The 19,560-nt window shown below is 63.4% G+C and carries 16 protein-coding genes; 10 read left to right on the forward strand and 6 right to left on the reverse strand.

Annotated features, from left to right (window positions below; all coding sequences use genetic code 11):
• Positions 1-469 precede the first annotated feature (469 nt).
• Positions 470-1,417, forward strand: a complete 948-nt coding sequence (locus D779_RS10935) for an NHL repeat-containing protein (RefSeq protein WP_052348045.1) — start codon at positions 470-472, stop codon at positions 1,415-1,417.
• Positions 1,418-1,513: 96 nt separating this feature from the next.
• The gene (locus D779_RS21100; RefSeq protein WP_081763462.1) at positions 1,514-3,694 is read left to right on the forward strand and encodes a methyl-accepting chemotaxis protein; all 2,181 of its coding nucleotides are present in this window, start codon (positions 1,514-1,516) and stop codon (positions 3,692-3,694) included.
• A 66-nt stretch (positions 3,695-3,760) separates the two neighbouring features.
• Here D779_RS21100 and D779_RS10945 read toward each other — a convergent pair whose 3' ends face one another.
• Entirely contained in the window at positions 3,761-4,090 is a 330-nt protein-coding gene (locus D779_RS10945; protein ID WP_043753725.1) for a DUF1820 family protein, read from the reverse strand.
• A 170-nt stretch (positions 4,091-4,260) separates the two neighbouring features.
• Between D779_RS10945 and D779_RS10950 the strand changes: the two genes are divergently transcribed.
• The 4 genes from D779_RS10950 (at position 4,261) to D779_RS22215 (ending at position 8,496) form a co-directional block, all read left to right on the forward strand.
• Positions 4,261-4,710, forward strand: coding sequence for an NUDIX domain-containing protein (locus tag D779_RS10950; RefSeq protein WP_043753727.1), 450 nt, complete (start codon positions 4,261-4,263; stop codon positions 4,708-4,710).
• 117 nt (positions 4,711-4,827) lie between these two features.
• Positions 4,828-6,564, forward strand: coding sequence for an OPT family oligopeptide transporter (locus tag D779_RS10955; protein WP_043753730.1), 1,737 nt, complete (start codon positions 4,828-4,830; stop codon positions 6,562-6,564).
• A gap of 575 nt (positions 6,565-7,139) precedes the next feature.
• Positions 7,140-7,322 carry a hypothetical protein gene (locus D779_RS10965; RefSeq protein WP_043753734.1) on the forward strand — a complete coding sequence of 61 codons (183 nt, stop codon included), beginning with the start codon at positions 7,140-7,142 and terminating at the stop codon, positions 7,320-7,322.
• 94 nt (positions 7,323-7,416) lie between these two features.
• Positions 7,417-8,496, forward strand: coding sequence for a YfiR/HmsC family protein (locus D779_RS22215; RefSeq protein WP_157726374.1), 1,080 nt, complete (start codon positions 7,417-7,419; stop codon positions 8,494-8,496).
• Positions 8,497-8,514: 18 nt separating this feature from the next.
• Here the strand turns inward: D779_RS22215 and D779_RS10975 are convergent, their stop codons facing one another.
• On the reverse strand, positions 8,515-10,557 hold the full coding sequence (locus D779_RS10975; RefSeq protein WP_043753737.1) for a TonB-dependent receptor plug domain-containing protein: 2,043 nt from the start codon (positions 10,555-10,557) through the stop codon (positions 8,515-8,517).
• A 601-nt stretch (positions 10,558-11,158) separates the two neighbouring features.
• On the opposite strand from D779_RS10975, the gene D779_RS10980 reads away from it, so the two are divergent.
• The 3 genes from D779_RS10980 (at position 11,159) to D779_RS21665 (ending at position 12,536) form a co-directional block, all read left to right on the forward strand.
• Positions 11,159-11,449 carry a sll1863 family stress response protein gene (locus D779_RS10980; RefSeq protein WP_043753739.1) on the forward strand — a complete coding sequence of 97 codons (291 nt, stop codon included), beginning with the start codon at positions 11,159-11,161 and terminating at the stop codon, positions 11,447-11,449.
• Between the two features lie 318 nt (positions 11,450-11,767).
• A complete protein-coding gene (locus tag D779_RS10985) occupies positions 11,768-12,094 on the forward strand; it encodes a hypothetical protein (protein WP_052348047.1) in 327 nt (108 codons plus the stop codon).
• A 28-nt stretch (positions 12,095-12,122) separates the two neighbouring features.
• Positions 12,123-12,536 (forward strand): GFA family protein, encoded by a 414-nt coding sequence (locus D779_RS21665; protein WP_081763463.1) that lies wholly within the window; start codon positions 12,123-12,125, stop codon positions 12,534-12,536.
• A 73-nt stretch (positions 12,537-12,609) separates the two neighbouring features.
• Here D779_RS21665 and D779_RS10990 read toward each other — a convergent pair whose 3' ends face one another.
• The gene (locus tag D779_RS10990) at positions 12,610-14,487 is read right to left on the reverse strand and encodes a phosphoenolpyruvate carboxykinase (GTP) (protein WP_043753742.1); all 1,878 of its coding nucleotides are present in this window, start codon (positions 14,485-14,487) and stop codon (positions 12,610-12,612) included.
• 268 nt (positions 14,488-14,755) lie between these two features.
• On the opposite strand from D779_RS10990, the gene D779_RS10995 reads away from it, so the two are divergent.
• The gene (locus tag D779_RS10995) at positions 14,756-16,063 is read left to right on the forward strand and encodes an alpha/beta hydrolase family protein (protein WP_043753836.1); all 1,308 of its coding nucleotides are present in this window, start codon (positions 14,756-14,758) and stop codon (positions 16,061-16,063) included.
• A gap of 53 nt (positions 16,064-16,116) precedes the next feature.
• Here the strand turns inward: D779_RS10995 and hemH are convergent, their stop codons facing one another.
• From hemH to D779_RS11010, 3 genes are read right to left on the reverse strand one after another with little or no spacing between them, the layout of a single operon-like run.
• Complete coding sequence (hemH, locus tag D779_RS11000; protein ID WP_043753744.1) at positions 16,117-17,217, reverse strand: ferrochelatase; 1,101 nt, start codon at positions 17,215-17,217, stop codon at positions 16,117-16,119.
• Between the two features lie 13 nt (positions 17,218-17,230).
• Positions 17,231-17,782, reverse strand: a complete 552-nt coding sequence (locus tag D779_RS11005) for a hemerythrin domain-containing protein (RefSeq protein ID WP_043753747.1) — start codon at positions 17,780-17,782, stop codon at positions 17,231-17,233.
• A gap of 45 nt (positions 17,783-17,827) precedes the next feature.
• Positions 17,828-19,534 (reverse strand): potassium channel family protein, encoded by a 1,707-nt coding sequence (locus D779_RS11010; protein WP_043753748.1) that lies wholly within the window; start codon positions 19,532-19,534, stop codon positions 17,828-17,830.
• Between the last annotated feature and the right edge of the window lie 26 nt (positions 19,535-19,560).

Below are 19,560 nucleotides of genomic sequence, written 5' to 3' on the forward strand. Positions count from 1 at the left end.
ACGAAGCTGGCTACTCATGACTCCAAGACGCTCAATCAAGCACTTATCTCGCCGTACACGAAAAACGCGAGAAGATATGGGTAAAGCTATGAGTTGAGACCCGATCATGACATCTCCAGCCGACTCGCGAGACGGCTGCGGACACCTTCCAATATCCGCAAATACCCGGTGACGCCATCCCGGCATCGTCACGCCACCGAGGCACCGATGCCGCCTACCCATCCGAATCACAGGGTTTCTAGATCTCGTACACGGATTTGACTAGTCTTACAGGGCGTGTCACGCGCCTGAGGATATCCCGCCCCTCATCGCGCCTGGCACTGTCGGCATCCAGCGTTCCGGCGAGCATCATAAGGAATCGAATATCCAGTCGCTCGCCCAGACGTGCCGTCATCCCGAATCTCGTCTCAGACCTTCCCTGCATTCGGCTCTTAGTCTCCGATCAACTTCAGCACCTGGAGCATGCGCAATGTCGACGACAAGACGATCCCGCTTCACCACCCTCCCGGTCCTTCTTCTGTCCAGCCTTCTACTGTCCACCGGACAGGCCGGCGCGATCGATTTCGTGCACGTCATGAATATCGGGTCCGAGGGTAGCGATCCCGGCCAGTTCCGCTACGTCGAGGACTTCGCTCTATCCAAGGACGGACATCTACTGGTCACCGACGCCTCCCACGCTTACGTTCAGGTCTTCGACAAGACCACCGGCGAATTCATCAGCCGTTTCGGCGGCAAAGGGGACGAGGACGACAACCTCGAAAAGCCCGAGGGCATCTCGGTCGCGCCCAACGGAGACATCTACGTCGCCGACTACACCACGGGCGACGTCAAGGTCTACGACCCGAGCTACAGCTGGAAGGCGACCTTCAGCGAATACGGAGAAGAACCTGGGCAGAACATCAAGTCCGAGTTCACCGACATCTACGACGGCAGATACTACATGCCGGAGGCCGGCAACCATCGCGTCTCGGTCTTCGACCTGGAAGGCAATTTCCTCTTTATCTTCGGTGGACCGGGAACCGAGCCCGGACAGATGAACAACCCCGAATCGGCGAAATTCAACAGCGAAGGGCGGCTCTACCTCGCGGACCTCAAGAACGACCGCATTCAGGTCTTCGACAAGGACGGGAATTTCCTCTTCACCTGGGGCGAGTCGGGCAGCGAACCGGGTCAGTTCAAGGCCCCGGCAGGCATCGGCATCGACGCCCGGGACCGCGTCTACGTGAGCGAGATCGGCAACGACCGCATCCAGGTCTTCGACAAGGAGGGCCGGTATCTCACCGGATGGGGCAGCAAGGGCTCGGGCGACGGGGAGTTCGGCAATCTGCACGGTCTCTTCGTCGACCGTTCCACCGGGTGGGTGTATGTGGCCGACACGGCGAACAATCGCGTGCAGGTCTTCAAACCGGCCGAATAGCCGCCCTCGGGACATCGATCGCGCCGGGCCAGCGGCCAATACAGCTCCCGGCCCGGCGCCTCGTCTCCGTAGAGCCGCCCGAACCAGCGAATAGGCATGCAGATGAATATCCTCAGGAAAGGCTCGCCGCCCGCGTCATTGAGCCTGCGCGTGAAGCTCTTGTCGTTGGTCGTCTTCTTCGTGATCCTGACCGCCGTGACCGGCAGCACCGGGCTCTACCACGTGGCGGCGATCAACGACTCCGTCGTGCTCGTCACCGAGACCTCTTCCCCCCTCGTCCAGGAGGCATCGGGCCTGATCCGGGCGATGGACCAGATCTATATCGGCCTGCTCGAAATACTGGCAAAGACCGCGGCGGCGACCCCCGAAGAGATGGACGCCCGACTCGAAGAATTCGAGACACAGGCCAATCAGGCCGTCGAGCGGATGCAGCGACTGAGCGAACACGAGCAGGATCTCGGACCACTCATCTCGGACCTGACCGCGAACCAGAGAGAATTCCTCGAAAAGGCCCACGAGATGCTGCGCTCTCAGCGCGTCCAGAACGAAAAGCGGGAAGTCGTCGACGCCCGAGTCGCCGAGTTCGAGTCCGTGCGCGAATCCCTGGCGGTCACGCTGGTGGCCATGGCCCGTCGCGGCGAGGCTACCATGTCCGAGCTCGAGGACCGCTCCAAGACCCTGACCCAGTCCGGCGAGGCGACGGTCGAGGACATCCAGGGCATCCTTTCCGGGGCATTGAACCGTACCTACCCGGTCATCCGCGGCGCCTATGCGATGCAGAGCTATGTCCTGGAGGCCGAGGACCTGACCCGAACCTATGCCGGCGAGACGGAAGCCGAGACCCTCGACAATCTTGAGGCCCAGTTCAGAAAGGCGATCAAGAAGGCGAAGACGCGCCTGCGGAAGATGAGCTCCCATCTGGAGACGGGCGTGGAACGCGCGGACCATAACACCGTCGCAACGGATCTGGACCGCCTCTCCGAGGTCGCCGAGGGATCCAAGTCCGCAGAGGGCGGCGAGGGTCTCTTCCTGGCAAGGCGACAATTGCTGGAGGCGACGGCCCAGGCCGAATCCTGGCGCGCCTCGCTGGAGCAGACCGGGCGCAGCTACGAGAAGGCCCTGGCCGCGATCGCGGATCACGCCAGCAAGCTGAATTCCCGATCTCAGAACCGACTGGCAAACGCCAGCGGCCAGGCGATCTGGAGCATCGGAGGCGTGGTGGCGGCAGGCTCGCTGATCGGCCTGATACTGGGCTATCTTCTGGTGACTTCACTGCTGAAGCCCATCCGCAAGGCATCGGTCCTGACCGAGGCCATGTCGGAAGGCGACTTCAGAATCGAGACCGGATCGCTCCCGGGCGACGAGGTCGGGCGCATGCTCCTGGCCCTGGACGGCATGAGCCGGCGCCTGTCCCACACGCTCCACGGCGTCAGCGATTCGGCGAACGATCTGAGCGGACTCGCGGAGACGACGCTCGCCATCACCGAGAAGACCCGCGAGGAGGCCGAACGCCAGCTCGCCGTCATGGAACAGGCCAGCACCGCCATCACCGAACTCTCGGCCTCGGTCGATCAGGTCGCCACCAGTACCAGTATGGCCTCGGAAGCCGCGCGCCAGGCCGATCTCGACGTGCGCGAGGGCGGACAGGTCGTCGACGAGACGGTGCGGTCCATCGAGGCACTAGCCGAAGAGGTGCATAAAGCGGACGAGGTGGTCCAGGAACTCGCCGGTCAGGCGGGCAACATCACCGCCGTCCTGGACGTCATCCGCCATATCGCCCAGCAGACCAATCTGCTCGCGCTCAACGCATCGATCGAATCGGCCCGCGCCGGAGAGCATGGACGCGGCTTCGCCGTGGTCGCCAACGAGGTTCGGACCCTGGCGACCCGCACCCATGCCTCGACCGAGGAGATCCAGCAGATCATCGAACAGTTCCAGGCCGGCACCGCCCGAGCGGCCAAGGTCATGCAGGCCGGGCGCGCCAAGGTCGGCCTGAGCGTCGAGCAGGCAACCAAGGCGGGACGATCCCTGGAGAAGGTCAAGACATCGGCGGCGGTCATCACGCAAATGAGCGGACAGATCGCCTCGGCGGTCGAGGAGCAGAGCTCGGTCGCGAACGACATCGACCGGAGCATCGTCGGCATCGCCGAGACCATGCGCGAGACGGCCCGGGACGCCCTGGCCGTGGCCGAGGCCAATGCACGAGTCACGGCACGATCGACTCAGCTGCAACGGATGATGGGCCAGTTCCGGCTGCGCGATTCGGGCGCGTCCTGAATACGAACCCCATGCCCTTCATTCGAATGGATTCGCGTTCCCGCCCCTTGATGTCGTTTGAGCAGGTCAGTCACGCCCCTTGGGCTGTGCCGGAAGCGGGAAGGGGGTGACGGTTCCGCCCTCGCTCTTGCCGACGATACGATTCTGCCCCTCCTTGCTCACCTCGTCGATGCGAATGACCGCATGCATGGGGATGAAGGTGCGCCTGACATCCTCGAACTCCGCTTTGAGCCGCTCCTCCGAGGGATCGACCAGAATCTCGGAGCGCTCGCCGAAGATGATCTCGGCTACCTCGACGAAGGCATAGAGGCTGCTCGAATCGACGCGGCGGGCATGGAGTTGATAGATGTTCCCCTGGTTGAGAAAGGTAATGCGATAGATACTGTCGTTTTTCATGACTGATTCCGTCCGATGTGCGAAATGCCCGAGAAGCCGATGCGGGCAGCCTATCGCATTTCAGCACGAACCGGAGCAGGCCACAGAGCACCGATCGACACTCGGGAAACCCGAGCGCACCCGACCCGGAACCCATCCGTCCACACCCTTCGCCATCATGGAGTCCGCGCATGGCCAGACCCGACACCCCGCTCCTCGCAGCCGACGCCATCATCGAGCTCGCCGACCGTCCGGGACGGCCGATCCTGCTCATCGAGCGCCGCCATCCACCCTACGGATGGGCCATACCAGGCGGATTCGTCGACGTCGGAGAACGACTGGAGACAGCGGCCGTTCGCGAGGCACTGGAAGAGACCTCGCTGCATGTGACCCTGAACGCCCTGCTGGGCCTCTACTCGGACCCGAGCCGGGACCCGCGCGGTCATACGGTCACCGCCGTCTACCTGGCCGAGGCGGCCGGAGAGCCGAGCGCCCAGGACGATGCCAAAAACCTTCGGATCTTTTCCGTCGACGCCCTGCCCGAGGTGCTGGCATTCGATCATGCCCTGGTGCTTGAGGACTACCTGCGCTTCCGCGAGACCGGGCAGCCGGCGCCACTGCGGCTCGACACGGGCAGATGAATCCCCCGCCGCAGGCCGAACCGCACGGGTTGAGCCGGCACGGACTTCGGGTATGGTGTCCGGAAAGACATCCGATCCCGACCTCCACCGGCCAGCGACACGCGATGAGGGAATGCCTTGCGAGCCAAGCATCTGACGATACGAGCCATTCTGACCGGAATACTCCTCGGCGCCTTACTCACGCCGTGCAACATCTATTCGGGGCTGAAGATCGGCTGGTCTTTCAACATCTCAATCGTCGCGCTGCTCATCGCCGCGGGATTCTGGGCCTTGCTCGACCGCTTGCGTCTCGGATCGGCGCTGGTGGCAGGTGAAGGCAACATCGCCCAGACCACGGCATCCTCCTCTGCAAACATCATCTCGGGCGGTCTGGTGGCCCCCATTCCGGCACTCGCGATGCTGACCGGGGCCAATCCGCCCCCCGGTCAGCTCATCGTCTGGGTCTTCGCCGTGAGCTTTCTCGGGATCTGGGTGGCCTGGTATCTGCGTAACTCGCTCATCCTGTGTTCCGGCCTGCCGTTTCCCACAGGCCGAGCGACGGCGGAAACCCTGCTCGAGATCTTCGACAAGGGACGCGAGGCGGCATTGAAGCTGCGGGTTCTGCTCGCGAGCGGCCTCCTCGCCGGAGGCATGAAATGGCTGGATACGGGCTGGACGCCCTTGCCCAGGCCAGGATTCGGCTTTCATCTGCCGGCACTCGGCCAGGTCGCGGGCCTGGGAACCCTGAGCGCCAAGAACCTGACCTTCACACTGGATCCATCGCTCATGCTGGCCGGATTCGGGGCCATCATCGGCTTTCGGGCCGGAATCTCGCTGCTGCTCGGCGGCATCCTCTCCTGGGGCATCCTGGGCCCATTGGGGCTGTATCAAGGGTTCGTGTCGCCCGGCGACGCCGATCCGAACGCCATCTGGTTCGCCTCCATGATCGAGTGGCTGCTCTGGCCCGGGGTCGCCATCATGGTCGGCTCGGCACTCGCCAAGTTCGTCCTGCATGCCCTCTCCAGCCGCAGAAGGGGTGCATCGCGGGTCCAGTCCGAAGAGACGAAGAGCGCAAGACCGATGCGGCTCGCCGGCCTGATCCTGGCGAGCGGCATGGTGGTCGCGGCCCAGATCGGATTTTTCGGCATCCACTGGCTGGTCGCGACGCTGGCCGTGCCCATCGCCTTCGCGCTGGCGATGGTCGCCTCGCGCGTGGTCGGCGAGACCGGCATCCCCCCGATCGGCGCCATCGGCAAGATCTCCCAGCTCAGCACAGGTGTCGCCGCCCCGGGACAGATGACGGCGAATCTCATCGCGGCCAATGTCGCGGGCGGCGCCGCCGGCCAGAGCGCCGACCTGCTCAACGACTTCAAGGCGGGACAAGCCATCGGCGCGCCTCCGGCATTTCAGGTGGTCGCGCAGATCTTCGGCATTCTGACCGGCAGTCTCGTCGGCAGCCTCGTCTATCTCCGATTGATACCGGACCCGGCCGGCATGCTGATTACCGAGGAGTGGCCGGCACCGGCCGTCGCGACCTGGAAGGTGGTGGCCGAGACGCTGAGCCAGGGCCTGGCATCCGTTCCCCCGAGTGCGCTCTGGGCGGTCGGCATCGGCGGTCTGCTGGGGATCGCCGTATCCGCGATCGAGCATCGCCGCGGACCCGCCTGGCTGCCGAGCATGCCGGCCTTGGGCCTGGCCATGGTCATCCCGGCCTCCCTGTCCATCACCATGTTCTTCGGCAGCCTCGTCGCCAAGCTGCTCGAACGCTGGAACCCTAGCCTGGCTCAGCGATTCCTGATCGCCGCCGCCTCCGGTCTCATCGCCGGGGAAAGCCTGACCGGCGTAGCCCGCGCGCTGCTCGGGATGGTCGGTTGAATGGAGAAGGGCATCGCACGATGATCCAGCGAACACCCGGATCATTCAGAGGCCCCGCGCATCCGTTTCGGCGGAGCGGCTACACCAGCATACCCGAGCTGCTGAGACTGGTGCCGGGCTTCGCTGTCTCGCGTATCGACACGACCGAATGGACGCTGGGCTCGCGTGGCTTCAACGCGAGCCTCGGGAAACCGCCGCCCTGGGACTCGACCTCGCCTTGTTCTACAACGATTACGACGAGCTGCGCACCCTGGAAATCCAGATCATGCGGCTCGAGCTGGATCCGGATCCGCACTGGGTCCAGAAGATCGGGAGCGCCAATCTATTGCGCGGATACGGCTACGGCTTCGAGCTGACCGCGAACCGGCATCCCACCCAAGACATACGGCTGCAATCCTGGTATGGGCTGACGCGCATGGATCTGCACCGGATCACGACCGGCGAGGACCCGTCCGCGCGCGGCCGAGGAACGCTTCCCGCAACAGCAGGTAGGGCTGCGAGTCGGCATCGATCTGCGCCACGATCTCGAGCTCGATTTCTTCGGCCGGTTCGTCGATCAGGTTCCTGCCTACGAAGTGGATGCCTATACTGAGCTGGATGCACGCCAGGGCTGGAACCTGAGCCCCGGGGTGACGCTAGCGATCGTCGGCCGCAACCTCCTCGCCCCCTCGCACCGCGAGTACGGCAGTGCATCTCTCGCGGCTTACGAACAGCGCATCGAGCGTGAGGCGTTTCTGCGAATCGAGATCGAGTATTGACGTAACGTACAGGATGCACGATGCGTGAGGGAGCCGAGGAAACCAATTCGATCATCCGCAAGCGGTCGCCCGATTCAGGCTGGCGATCCTCGCCATGATCTCCGCGATAGGCGCGTTCATTCATACCGCTATCCGCAGCTCGCTCCTGAGTCTCGCGATCGGCGCACAGGTTCTGATCCTGATGCAAAACGCCCATAGCGGTTCTCTGCCCCTCTGGCGAGAGGACGAGCAACGGATGGAGGTCGGGCTCAAGGTCTTCCCCGCCTGCGTCAGCGCACTGGAATCGCTCGATCCGCATCTCGATCCGCACGGCAGACTCTTGGTGCTGGTGGTCTACGAAGGATCCAACGCCGCCGCGCGTCAGGCCGCCGGCAGTCTCGAATCCGCCAAGAAGATTCGAGGCCACCCACTCCTCGTCAGGGTGCTCTCTGCGGCGGATCTGGATGCCTACGCCGGGCCCCGGCCGGGCGCGATCTTCATCGCCAGCATCGGCCTGGAGCCGCATCGTCTGCGCAACTGGTCCGAGCGCCTGCAGACGCTGGTCTTCTCGCCTTTCGCCGATGCCGTCGAAGAAGGAGCGGTGGCGGGCATCCATGTATCCGATCGCATCCAGCCCGCGGTCAATCTGGCTCAGGCCGACCGGGCAGGCATCCGATTCAAGCCCTATTTCCTGAAAGAAGCGCGCTACCATGAACCCTTCTCCGAAATCGACGTGCGCGCGGTCTTTCTATTCAACTTCGCCCTATTCATCGATTGGCCATCATCGGCCTTCGACGCGCCGTCCGCGCCCCTACGCTATTGCGTGCTCGGAAACCCCGCCCTGTCCGTCAGCCTGAAACGGACGCTTGCGGACGAGCGGGTCGCAGGGCGCCCGCTGCAGATCGCCGACGCCCGAAATCCGGATCAGTGGCGCCGCTGCCACATTCTCTATATCGACCATCGTTCGGGAGAGTCACTGCAGAAGGTCGTGGACGCGGTAAAGGGCGCCCCAGTGCTCACCGTCGGCGATACGGACACCATGGCGCACGAAGGCGGGATGATCTCCCTGATCCGCAAGGGCGAACGGCTGCATCCGGTGATCAACCGCGAGGCGGCGATGCGCAGCGGCATCCAGATCAGCTCCAAGCTGCTCCGTCTCGCGACCCTGGTTCCGGACTCACCGGACGGCAATTGACCGCTGGCCGCTCACGAGCTACGGCCATTGATAGGACAACTGCACCCACCAGGTACGCTCGTCCCGGAGCGGATAATCGTCCGCATAGGTATGGGCCGCCGCGGGTGACTCGATCCTTTGCGCCAACAGGTTGTCGACACCGGCCCGCAGCGTCAGTCCCGGAAACCCCGCATCGAACCAGTTCAGGGTCAGCGACAGATCCTGATAACCGCGCAGCGGTTCGGTTCGCGGATCGTCGGCCGAGCGATGACGATCGCCGACATAGCGCCAATGGCCGGTCACCAGCCAGTTGGGACCGGGGCGGTAGAGCAGACTGAGATTGCCCAGCCAATCGACCGCCCCGGCAAGCGGTCCCCCGATCTCTTTGTCCAATGTCTCGGTATAGCTCAGGTTGGCCACGAGCTTCCACGAAGGACTCAGCCGCTGCTCCCATTCCGTCTCGATACCTTGAAGCCGCGCCCGCCCCCGATTGATATAGCTGCTGTTTTCGATGACGATCAGATTCTTGACCTGGGAATGATAGAGCGTGACTCGCCCGACGCGGGTACCGCGCCGAAAGATGTAGCCGAACTCGCTCGTGGCGACGGTCTCGGGCTCGACGACGAAGTCGCCGTGCACCGCTCCGGACGCAAGACCATAGACCTGATACAGCGTCGGCGGAAAAAATGCCTCCGCATATTGCGCCTTGAGGAGATGCTCGCCGCTCAGCGCCCAGACCGCCGCCAAGCGAGGCGAAAGGTTGTCGCCGACATCGCTGTAGCTGTCATGGCGCAAACCCAGCGTCAGCTCCAGCGGCCCGAAAAGATGGAATCGATCCTGAACCGCGATGCTGCGAATCGAGCGTCTCGCATCCTCGTCGATGAAATTCCGTTCTCCGCTGTAACGTCGCGATGTCGCCAGCGGATGCCCGGTGTCCAGATCGCCGTTGAAGGACCACCATGCATCCTCGATCCGAACCTTGGCCGCCGACAGATAGAGCTGCCAGTCGTGTCCGCTCCATCCATCCCAGTCCAAGCTCAGCTCCGCCTCCTGGCGGCTGACCCTGATATAGTCTTCCATGTGGACACCGTCCGGATAGATGATTTCGGATCCCCAGGGATAGGGCACGCCGGGAGGAATGACCTGCTCCGCCCAGTCGGTAACGGACTGCGACCAGGTGAGCTTGAGCTCCGCGCCGAGGGTCTCCATGGGATCGAAGGTCCGACTCACCTGGACCAGACTCTGCTCGGCGTAGGCGGCGTTCGCACCCTCGTTATGCTCGGGCAGGACGTTCAGCGCACCGAAAAAGGTGCCTCCACGGCTGAGGCTGTACTGCGCCAGCAGAGAGAGCCGCTCGCCATCCAGAGAGAGCACGAGCATTCGCTCGTCCTCGGCGCTGTTGATCCGCCCTGGTGCCTGAGAGAGCGCACCAGCGCCGATCTCGTAGAGCCGGTCGGTTCCGGCCATCGGCTCGCTACCCTGCGTATCCCAACCAGCCGCATTCAGGCTGATCCGCCAATTCCTGTGGGGATCGGCCATCGAGGCCACCATGCCCGCGCCAAGGCTGTTGCCGCTTCCCGCGCGCAGATAGAGGCGATTCTCATCCTTCCGCGTGACGACATTGATCACGCCGGCGAAGGCGTGCTCGCCATGCAAGGCCGAGCCTGGACCCCGTATCACCTCGATACTGTCCACCTGCTCCACGGGGATGAAGAGGATGTTGGAATAGCCCGCGAATGCATTGTTCATCGGCGCGGAGTTGAGCAGCAGCTTGACGTTGCCGTTGCCATGCCGAAAACCGCGAATCGCGACCAGCAATCCGCCATTGTTGTTGCGGTCGATCTGCACCCCGGGGACCATTTCCAAGGCATCCCAGACCCGACTCACCCCCAGAGCGACGAGCTCGTCGCCGTCCAGAACACTCAGAATCCCCGGAACATAGTCGGCGTTCATGCGCGTCTTGGTGGCCAGGGTCGACACGTCGTCGATCACGGACATGAGATCCGCCTTGGCGGTTCGGTCGCCCTCGACGACACCCAGATGGGAATCGGTCTGTACCTTCGGCGGGGCGGCGGCCGCCATCGGCAGACCGAGCGTCGCGAGTATCGGAATCAGGAGTGACCGAAAAAACCTGGTGTCGCCATGCAAGCGTCGCTGAGGATACTGCTCAAACACAAGCGCGTTACGCCTCTACCAGAAGAAAACGGGGCATGAATGTCACCGATCGGCGAGACACCCTTATTCGCGAACGCCTGGAAGCATTCCTCCATCTGCGTCGACTCGGAGTACAGATATCCGGAACCGCCAGGCAATTGAACGCGCGATATTAGCCAGCGCCCTATCTCAGTGTCCATGAAGTGCGATCGAAAAACCGATAATAGATATTCGGCGACCCTGCATCCACATGAAGACATCGGCTCGACGATGCGCTGGGCAGAAGAGGGCCGAACCGATCGGAGATCGGCAGTCCAGGCCGATTCAGCGACATCTGGATGACCCGCCACCATCTCTAGCGGTTGATTTCCCCCATGCTCGCGGTTCAATCGCACCGCCTTATCCGCCTCCACGCATTCCCTACAGGGCCATCCGCGTCATAAAACATTAAATATCAACGCCTTGATATCTGGCCCAGCCTTTGCTTAGACATGGGTACCAACCATCAATCCGATGCGGAGAGATCACCATGACAGATCGAGAAGCCTATGTTGAAAAACTGAAAGCCAAGCTGGACGAGTGGGACGCCGAGATCGACAAGCTCGAAGCCAAGGCCAAGTCCGTCGGAGCCGATGCCGAAGTCAAGTATCACGAACAGATCGCCAAACTCAAAGAGCACCGCGCGGAGGCCTCGTCACGACTGGCGGAACTGCGTAGCGCAAGTGGTGATGCATGGCAGGATATTCGCGACGGCGCCCAGCGTGCATCGGACGCACTGGGAGAAGCGCTCAAGTCGGCTTGGTCGAAATTCCACTCCTGAAATCCGACCAGATAACCGGATGCAGCGGATGGCCTCAACGCGGCGGTTCTCCCTGTTGTTGAGTCAGCTTAGATTCGGCGCAAATAAAGGGCTTGCCAAAATCGGTAAGCCCTTGATCGGTATGGCTCGCGAACTAGGATTTCGAGCCTAAACCGTGTACAGTGCGGGATGCGTAATTCTGATTGACATCGCTCCCAGAAAAACCACGTGCCTCACACTGGATGCGGTTTAGATCGACGAAGCCGGAATTTCTCACACAGAACCTATTCTCGGCTTTGGCCAATTGAGGACGAGGGAATCATCGACGGGTTCGGCTGCGTGTCGTCCGCCTGGAAGCGGTTTTCGGTCGCCGACACGCTCGCCTACGTCGACCTGCCGCTCTTCGCGCACTACATCTGGGTGACGAAGCGCCTCGTGAAAGGCATGGTCGTCACGCCAGAGGGCTGGTCGGAGAACAGCCCAATGTGGAGCAGCACCCTCAACAGCTATCGGATTCTCCGCCTCTGTCATGACGAGCTGACACCGAGATACCGGCAGCTTGTCGCCGAGCAGTCCACCCACAAGCGAGTGCATCACTTGAGATCGCCCAGAGCCTTGAAGGCCTTCGTCGGAGCCGTGACCGATGAATATTCCGATATCCGCTGAAGCAATGCCTGGTCGAGGAGTAGCTGTAATGAATATCGCAAGAGGTTCATGCCTATGCGGAGAGGTCACATTCGAGATCAGCGGTGATTTCGAGAGCTTTTTCCTCTGTCACTGCAGCCGTTGTCGCAAAGATACCGGCTCGGCTCACGCGGCCAATCTCTTCTCTTCCTCGGCAACGCTGAAATGGTTGTCAGGCCAGGACAAGATCACCCATTTCACGCTTCCATCGACCCTGCATGCCAGGTCATTCTGCTCGATTTGCGGCTCCGCGCTGCCAAATACTCAAATGGAAGGCACACTTCTCGTCGTCCCCGCCGGAAGTCTCGATACCGATGTATCGGTCAGGCCTGATGCCCATATCAATACCTCGAGCAGAGCGACATGGGACCACGACCTTGAAGCGGTCCCAATCGCGGGCGATGACGTGGGGCGTGACGGTTGAAGAGACGATTCCGATCCCAGCACGCTCCCGGTGCGGGTCCATCCACACCGAGCGGCTGCCCAGTACCCTACGTCTATTCCGCCGTGGCCGCCGGACGGAGGACCGAAGAGAGATCCCACAGCTTGGGGGAGTGATACAGCCTGGCGAGAAGCAGCTCTCGCTCCAGCTCCATCTCATGCGGCAGGTGATCGCCGAAGCGGGTGAACAGCTCTTCCTGCTCGTTGGCCTCCTGACGCGCCACCTCGCGGTCGATGTTCATGATCTTGTAGAAGTCGCTCTCGGAAAAGCCGATTTCGTGCAGGTTCAGGTCGGTATAGCCGGGAACCCAGCCCAGCGGGCTCTCGACGGCATGCGCGCAGCCTTGCGAGCGTTCCAGGATCCACTTCAGCACGCGCATGTTCTCGCCGAAACCGGGCCAGATGAAGCGGCCGTGCTCGTCCTTGCGGAACCAGTTGACCCGGAAGATGGGCGGCGGTGTGGCGACATGCTGGCGGCCGATGCGCAGCCAGTGCTTCCAGTACTCGGCCATGTTGTAGCCGCAGAAGGGCAGCATGGCCATGGGGTCGCGACGCATGGCGGCCTGACCGATGGCGGCGGCGGTGGCCTCGGAGCCCATGGTAGCGGCCATGTAGACACCGTGCTCCCAGTTGTAGCTCTGGAACACCAGGGGGAAATGGCGGCTCACCCGCCCGCCGAAGAGGAAGGCGCTGATGGGCACGCCGGCCGGATCCTCCCAGTCCGGGTCGATGACCGGGCACTGGGCCGCCGGAGCCGTGAAACGCGCATTGGGGTGGGCGGCGGGCACGCCGCAGCCGGGCGTCCAGTCGTGCCCCTTCCAGTCGATCAGGTGCTCGGGGGTCTCGTCGGTCAGACCCTCCCACCAGATATCGCCGTCGTCGGTGAGGGCGCAGTTGGTGAAGATGCAATTGCTATGCAGCGAGTGTAGGGCATTGGGGTTGGATGCCTCGTTGGTCCCTGGAGCGACGCCGAAGAAGCCCGCCTCCGGGTTGATGGCGTAGAACTTTCCGTCCTTCGGGTTGGGCTTGATCCAGGCGATGTCGTCGCCGATGGTGGTCACCTTCCAGCCATCGAAGTCCTTGGGCGGGATCAGCATCGCGAAGTTGGTCTTGCCGCAGGCACTGGGGAAGGCGGCGGAGACATAGGCCTTTTCGCCCTCGGGCGATTCCACGCCGAGGATCAGCATGTGCTCGGCGAGCCAGCCCTCGTCCCGGGCCATCACCGAAGCGATGCGCAGGGCCAGACATTTCTTGCCCAGCAGGGCGTTGCCGCCATAACCGCTGCCGTAGGACCAGATCTCGCGGGTCTCGGGGAAATGGGCGATGTACTTGTTCTCGATACTGCTCTCGCAGGGCCAGGTGACGTCCTCCTCGCCCGGCTGCAGCGGGGCACCCACCGAGTGCATGCAGGGCACGAACTCGCCATAGGTGCCGAGCGCATTGAGGGCGGCCTGCCCCATGCGGGTCATGATGCGCTGGTTGGTGACCACGTAGGGCGAGTCGGTGATCTCGACGCCGATATGGGCGATGTGCGAGCCCAGCGGCCCCATGCTGAAGGGGATGACGTACAGGGTACGCCCCTGCATGCAGCCGTCGAAGGCCTTGCGCAGGAGACCCTTCATCTTGCGCGGAGACATCCAGTTGTTCGTCGGGCCGGCGTCTTCCTCGTGCTCGGAGCAGATGAAGGTGCGCTCTTCCACCCGAGCCACATCGCTCGGATGGGAGCGGGCAAGGAAGGAATTGGGGCGTTTTTCCGGATTCAGCCGAATGTAGGCACCGGACTCCACCATCTCGTCGCACAGCCGGTCGTATTCTTCCTGAGAGCCGTCGCACCAATAGATGCGGTCTGGCTTGCAGAGCGCGGCCATCTCGTCCACCCAGCTCAGCAGGCGTTTGTTGTCCGTGCGTGAGGCTCCGTCGTGGGTCAAGGTCATGGGTACTGGCCCTCGTTTTCTCGATGTTGTTCAAGCGCAGAGTGCGTCGGATAGGGGCTTGGTTGAATACAGACCGAGTCCATGGCCTTCGCCGCCGGCACCCAGTGCCAGGGGAGTCCGGATGGAGCTTGTGACCTATAAGTAGCTGAGGGGGGTATGGTCGGTCAACATGCACTGGCGGATCCGGGATCGGATCGCGAGGGTCAACGCAGGGCTAAGGAACTGATATATTGACACGGGATCCGAAAGAAGGGAGTAGTCCATGCCGATGCGACGCAAGCCCCTCCTGCCACTGGTGGCCGTTCTTGCCCTCAGCGTCCTTGGGACCCCAGCCGACGCCGCCGAGAACTCGCCTCCGGCCCCCACGGCCAGACCCAAGCTCGTCTTCGAGGACATCACCTTCGATTACGAACTGCAGCGCAATATCGGCTATGCGGTGGCCGGCGGCGCAGACATCAACGAATGTCTCTTCACCGCCCATTCCATCGTGCCGGGTGACGGAGACTCCTGGTTCGATGCCTGGAACGGGCTCGCCCGGCGCATCCACGCCGAGGCCGCCGAGGCCCTGAACAAGAGACACCGAGTCTCGGCGCGCAAGGCCCTGCTGCGCGCCAGCAACTACTACCGCACCGCCGCCTTTTTCCTGCACGGCGACCCGGCCGACCCCCGCATCGCGGACAGCGCCCGCCTCAGCCGCGAAACCTTTCAACAGGCCGCGGCGCTCATGTCCCGGCCCCTGGAGAGGATCCGCATCCCCTACGAGGACACGACCCTACCCGGCTACTTCCTCCAGCCCGACCGCACCGCCGCGCCCAAGAAGACCCTGCTCCTGCAGACCGGCTTCGACGGCACGGGCGAGGAGCTCTACTTCACCGCCGTTTTCGCCCTCGAACGCGGCTACAACGTGCTCATCTTCGAAGGCCCGGGACAGGGGGCCGCGCTCCTGGAGCAGGGGCTGCATTTCCGCAAGGACTGGGAAAAGGTGGTCGCTCCGGTGGTGGACTACGCCCTGAGCCGCCCGGAGGTGGACCCCGGCAAGGTGGCCCTCATGGGCCTCAGCATGGGTGGTTTCCTGGCGCCCCGTGCCGCCGTCTTCGAGCACCGCCTGGCCGCCTGCGTGGCCAACCCCGGCCAGTTCGACCTCTACGGCGCGAAACGTCCTTCGCCAGAGGCATGGAAACAGATGCTCTCAGACCCGGACGCGGCCAACCGAGCGCTGCGCGCCCAGATGGAGAAGAGCCTTGGCTTCCGCTGGTGGATCGAGAACGGCCTCTTCACCACAGGCGCGGCGACTCCACTGGATTTCATGAAGCTCTGGGGAGAGTTCACCCTGAGCGATCTGGTCCAGGAGATCCGATGCCCAACCCTGGTTATCGGTTCCAACGGGGATCATTTTCTGACCCTGGAGGATTCGCGCGCACTCTACGACAAGCTCCGGAGCCCCAAGACCTTCCTCGCCTTCCTTGGCGACCACCAGGCCAACCAGCATTGCCAGGTCGGAGGCATGTCCGTCGGCATGGCCCGGATTCTCGACTGGCTGGACGAGGTGCTGCAACCGCTCCATGCGGCGGAATAGGACGCGCGATTCCACCGGACAGGCGTTTCCTGGCGTGAAACGCCTGCTCTGTATCAGGCTTGGGCACCCATCCCGCAGGCCCGCTCCTTGCGCTCGGCGAGTCCGTCGGACCCAAGCGCCGGGCCTTCGACCTCGGGCCAGCCGCCGCAATGGCGCAGGATGAGGTCGGCCAGCAGTTCCATGTGGTCCGGGTTGTCGTTGAGACAGGGGATGTAGCTGTAAGACTCGCCGCCGGATTCGAGGAAGTGCTCGCGGTTCTCGATCGAGATCTCCTCGAGCGTCTCCAGACAGTCGGCGGAAAATCCGGGCGAGAGCACCTGGACCGACTTCACGCCCTGCCGGGCCAGTGATTCGAGCGTGGCGTCCGTGTAGGGCTGGAGCCATTCGCTCTTGCCCAGACGCGACTGGAAGGAGAGCACCCAGCGATCCGGCGGCAGGTCGAGCTCGGCGGCGATGAGCCGGGCGCTCTTCTGGCACTGGCAGTAGTAGGGGTCGCCCTTCTCGAAATAGTCCTTGGGGATGCCGTGGAAGGAGAAGAGCAGACGCTCGGCCTGTCCGTGCTCGGCCCAGTGGGCACGGATGCTGGCGGCGACGGCCGAGATATAGGCCGGCTCGTCGTGATACTGGTTGATGAAGCGCAGCTCGGGCAGCCAGCGCCAGCGGCGCAGCTCATCGGTAACGGCGTCGAACACCGAGGCGACCGTGGTGGCCGAATACTGGGGATAGAGGGGGAACACCAGCACCCGCTGGGCGTTGACCGCCTTGAGCTCGGCCAGGCCGTCGGCCACCGAGGGGCTGCCGTAGCGCATGGCGAGCGCGACCCGCACCGGGCCGCCGAACCGCTTGGAGACCCGATCCTGCAGCGCGGCCTTCTGGCGCCGCGAGATCTCCAGCAGGGGCGAACCTTCCGGGGTCCAGATCGACCGGTAGGCCTTGGCCGAGCGTGCCGGACGGGTGCGCAGAATCATGCCGTGCAGCAGCAGCATCCAGGGCAGACGCGCCATCTCGACGATGCGCGGATCGGAGAGGAACTCGGCGAGATAGCGCCGCACGTCGGGGACGCTCGGGGTGTCCGGCGTCCCCAGATTGACGAGCAGAATGCCGAGGCATTCGGGGGTGTCGTGTCGATAGTCGAGTGTATCCTTGAATGTCATCCGTCGGTCTCGGTCAACTGTGGGCCTGCTCGTAGAGGCTGCGATAGAGTGCTCGGAAACGGACGGAATCCGGATCGCCGAACAGCGGATCCTCGGCGACCGGGGCCTCGGCCTCGATCGCGGCCCAGTCCTCGTCCTCGAGATACTGGAGCGCGATGGGGAATGCCTCGGTCTCTTCCAGCTGCAGGTGGGCGCGCATGGTGGCCACCAGTTCGCGGCCGTTGGCCTCGACGTCCTCGCGCAGCAGAACCTCCTCGTTGAGGATGCCCTCGAGCGATTTGCGGAAACGCTTGCTGACGAGGCTCAGCGAGACATGCTGGCGGATCAGGACGTCGAAGACGTCGTGCTGTCCGGCCCCCTTGTCGAGCACGCGACGGAAGATGATGTCCTCGGTCGGGTGATGGACGATATCGGCATAGGTGGCCATGTATTCGACCATTTCCTGCATCAGCTCGTAGTCGGGTTCGACCCCGTCATGGAAACGGTCGAGCAACTCCTGCAGCAGATCCAGCACGCGGGTCAGACGTGCGTGATCCTGGTTGAGTCTCGTCATGATCGGGTGCATGTGCCTCCTCCTCTGGTAGGCGAGCAACAATTTCCCAGTATGCCATCATCGCGGTCGTTGCCAAGCGGCGATCCGGCGCCAGACCGGCCCATCGCGACGCGCCTCGCCGGTCGCCACGTAGCGCAGCGCATGGATGTTCTGCAGGATCCAGTCCATCCGACGGTGCGCCTCCTCCCAGCCGCAGAATAGCAGGCGGTCGCCGAATTCCACCCGGTCGTCGAGATCCGGCAGCAAAATGCGCTCGTCGTCCCGGATCAAGAGGAGCGGTATCGCCCGCAGACGGAGATCGCGATCCATGGGGTCGCGCAGCAGGGTGCCGAGCGTAACCGGAAGACGGCCCATCTCGGGATCGTGCAGGGCGAATGCCTCCTCGCGGTCCAGGGTCACCTCCCAGACATAGGGCATGCGCTCGTCGACCAGCGCGACGATGCGGCTCACCAGCTGGCTCGCCCAGCCCTCGTCCTGAAAGCGCGCCAGGGTGGTGAACTCGGCCAGCAAGGGCGTCACCAGACGGATACGGATCCGGTTGGCGATGATGGTGCTGGGATTCATGATGGCGTGCGCACCGACACGGTCGAATAGATGCTGGTTCTGAATGTGGTTCTCGCGCGCGATCACGAACAGATCCGGGTTGAGCTCGAGCGCGGTCATGATGATGGAGAGGTTGTCGGCATCGTGATCGGTGCCCGCCACCAGCCCCACCGAGCGCCGGATCTCGGCCTGCTCCAGGGTGACCGCCTCGGTGCCGCGGCCGTGGACCACCCCCTCGGGCGGAATACCGGTCCGGTGCGGAGATGCCTCGATGACCGAGAGCTCGAAGCCCTGATCCTTGAGATGCTGATACATGGCCTTGCCGAAGCGTCCATAGCCACAGATGACCCAGCGCCCTTTGGCGGGGGGATAGCGCGGCTCGCTCAGCGCCTCGCCCCCGAAGCCGGACAGCCAGTCGACCAATAGGGTCTGACAAGGCGCTTGAATGGCAGTCGCGATATAGAGGGCGAATGCATCGAAGGGGTCGTAGATATGGTCGGTGCCGAAGGAGGCCATGTTGGCCTCGACTTCGTGCGAATCGGCACGGCAGATGACCTTGACCTCGGGCCGCAGCAGCTTGGAGGCGATGGCGATCTTGAGGTTGGCCTCGTTGACGTTGGTCAGGGCGACCACCCCCCGGCACATGGGATGACTCATGCCGGCCGATTCGAGCGTCGCCGGACTGCGGGCGTCCGCGCACAGCGCCGGGACGAACTCGCGCTGATTGTCGAGCTGGAGCAGATTGATGCGGTCGGGATCGATGTCGATCACCACCGCCTGCAGATGGCGGTCGGTGAGCCCGCGCACCAGTGCGCTGCCGGTCTGGCCATAGCCGCAGATCAGATAGAAGGGCCGTGACAGCCCCCGCACCCGACCGCGGAAGCGCCGCTCGGCGATCGCCCGCTGCAGCGTGACGTCCTGCAGGAGCGCGATCAGATTGCCGATGGCATAGATCCAGACCGCGACGGTGAAGAAGACGGACCCCGAGACCCACAGCCTCTGGGCATCGGTGAAGGCATTGGGCAGCTCGCCGAAACCGATGGTCGTCGACATGTAGCTGACGAAATAGAAGGCATGGAAGAGGCTGACCTGGGCCGGATGGCCCTCGGCGTCCTGGCCCGGAATCAGCGCCATCCCCGCCATGGCGACGGCATAGACGACGATGAGCGTCAGCAGGGGCGCGCGCATCCGTCGCAGGATGAGGAAGAAGATGGTGTCCACGATGGATTGCCTCCCCGCCGCGACCG

This window comes from Imhoffiella purpurea (assembly GCF_000585215.1).
Lineage (GTDB): Bacteria > Pseudomonadota > Gammaproteobacteria > Chromatiales > Chromatiaceae > Imhoffiella > Imhoffiella purpurea.

Excerpts from the sequence above, each read along its gene's own strand:
- D779_RS10935 (WP_052348045.1), top strand. The coding sequence starts at position 470 with ATGTCGACGACAAGACGATCCCGCTTCACCACCCTCCCGGTCCTTCTT.
- D779_RS21100 (WP_081763462.1), top strand. The coding sequence starts at position 1,514 with ATGCAGATGAATATCCTCAGGAAAGGCTCGCCGCCCGCGTCATTGAGC.
- D779_RS10945 (WP_043753725.1), bottom strand. The coding sequence starts at position 4,090 with ATGAAAAACGACAGTATCTATCGCATTACCTTTCTCAACCAGGGGAAC.
- D779_RS10950 (WP_043753727.1), top strand. The coding sequence starts at position 4,261 with ATGGCCAGACCCGACACCCCGCTCCTCGCAGCCGACGCCATCATCGAG.
- D779_RS22215 (WP_157726374.1), top strand. The coding sequence starts at position 7,417 with ATGATCTCCGCGATAGGCGCGTTCATTCATACCGCTATCCGCAGCTCG.
- D779_RS10975 (WP_043753737.1), bottom strand. The coding sequence starts at position 10,557 with ATGGCGGCCGCCGCCCCGCCGAAGGTACAGACCGATTCCCATCTGGGT.
- D779_RS10980 (WP_043753739.1), top strand. The coding sequence starts at position 11,159 with ATGACAGATCGAGAAGCCTATGTTGAAAAACTGAAAGCCAAGCTGGAC.
- D779_RS21665 (WP_081763463.1), top strand. The coding sequence starts at position 12,123 with ATGAATATCGCAAGAGGTTCATGCCTATGCGGAGAGGTCACATTCGAG.
- D779_RS10990 (WP_043753742.1), bottom strand. The coding sequence starts at position 14,487 with ATGACCTTGACCCACGACGGAGCCTCACGCACGGACAACAAACGCCTG.
- D779_RS10995 (WP_043753836.1), top strand. The coding sequence starts at position 14,756 with ATGCGACGCAAGCCCCTCCTGCCACTGGTGGCCGTTCTTGCCCTCAGC.
- hemH (WP_043753744.1), bottom strand. The coding sequence starts at position 17,217 with ATGACATTCAAGGATACACTCGACTATCGACACGACACCCCCGAATGC.
- D779_RS11005 (WP_043753747.1), bottom strand. The coding sequence starts at position 17,782 with ATGCACCCGATCATGACGAGACTCAACCAGGATCACGCACGTCTGACC.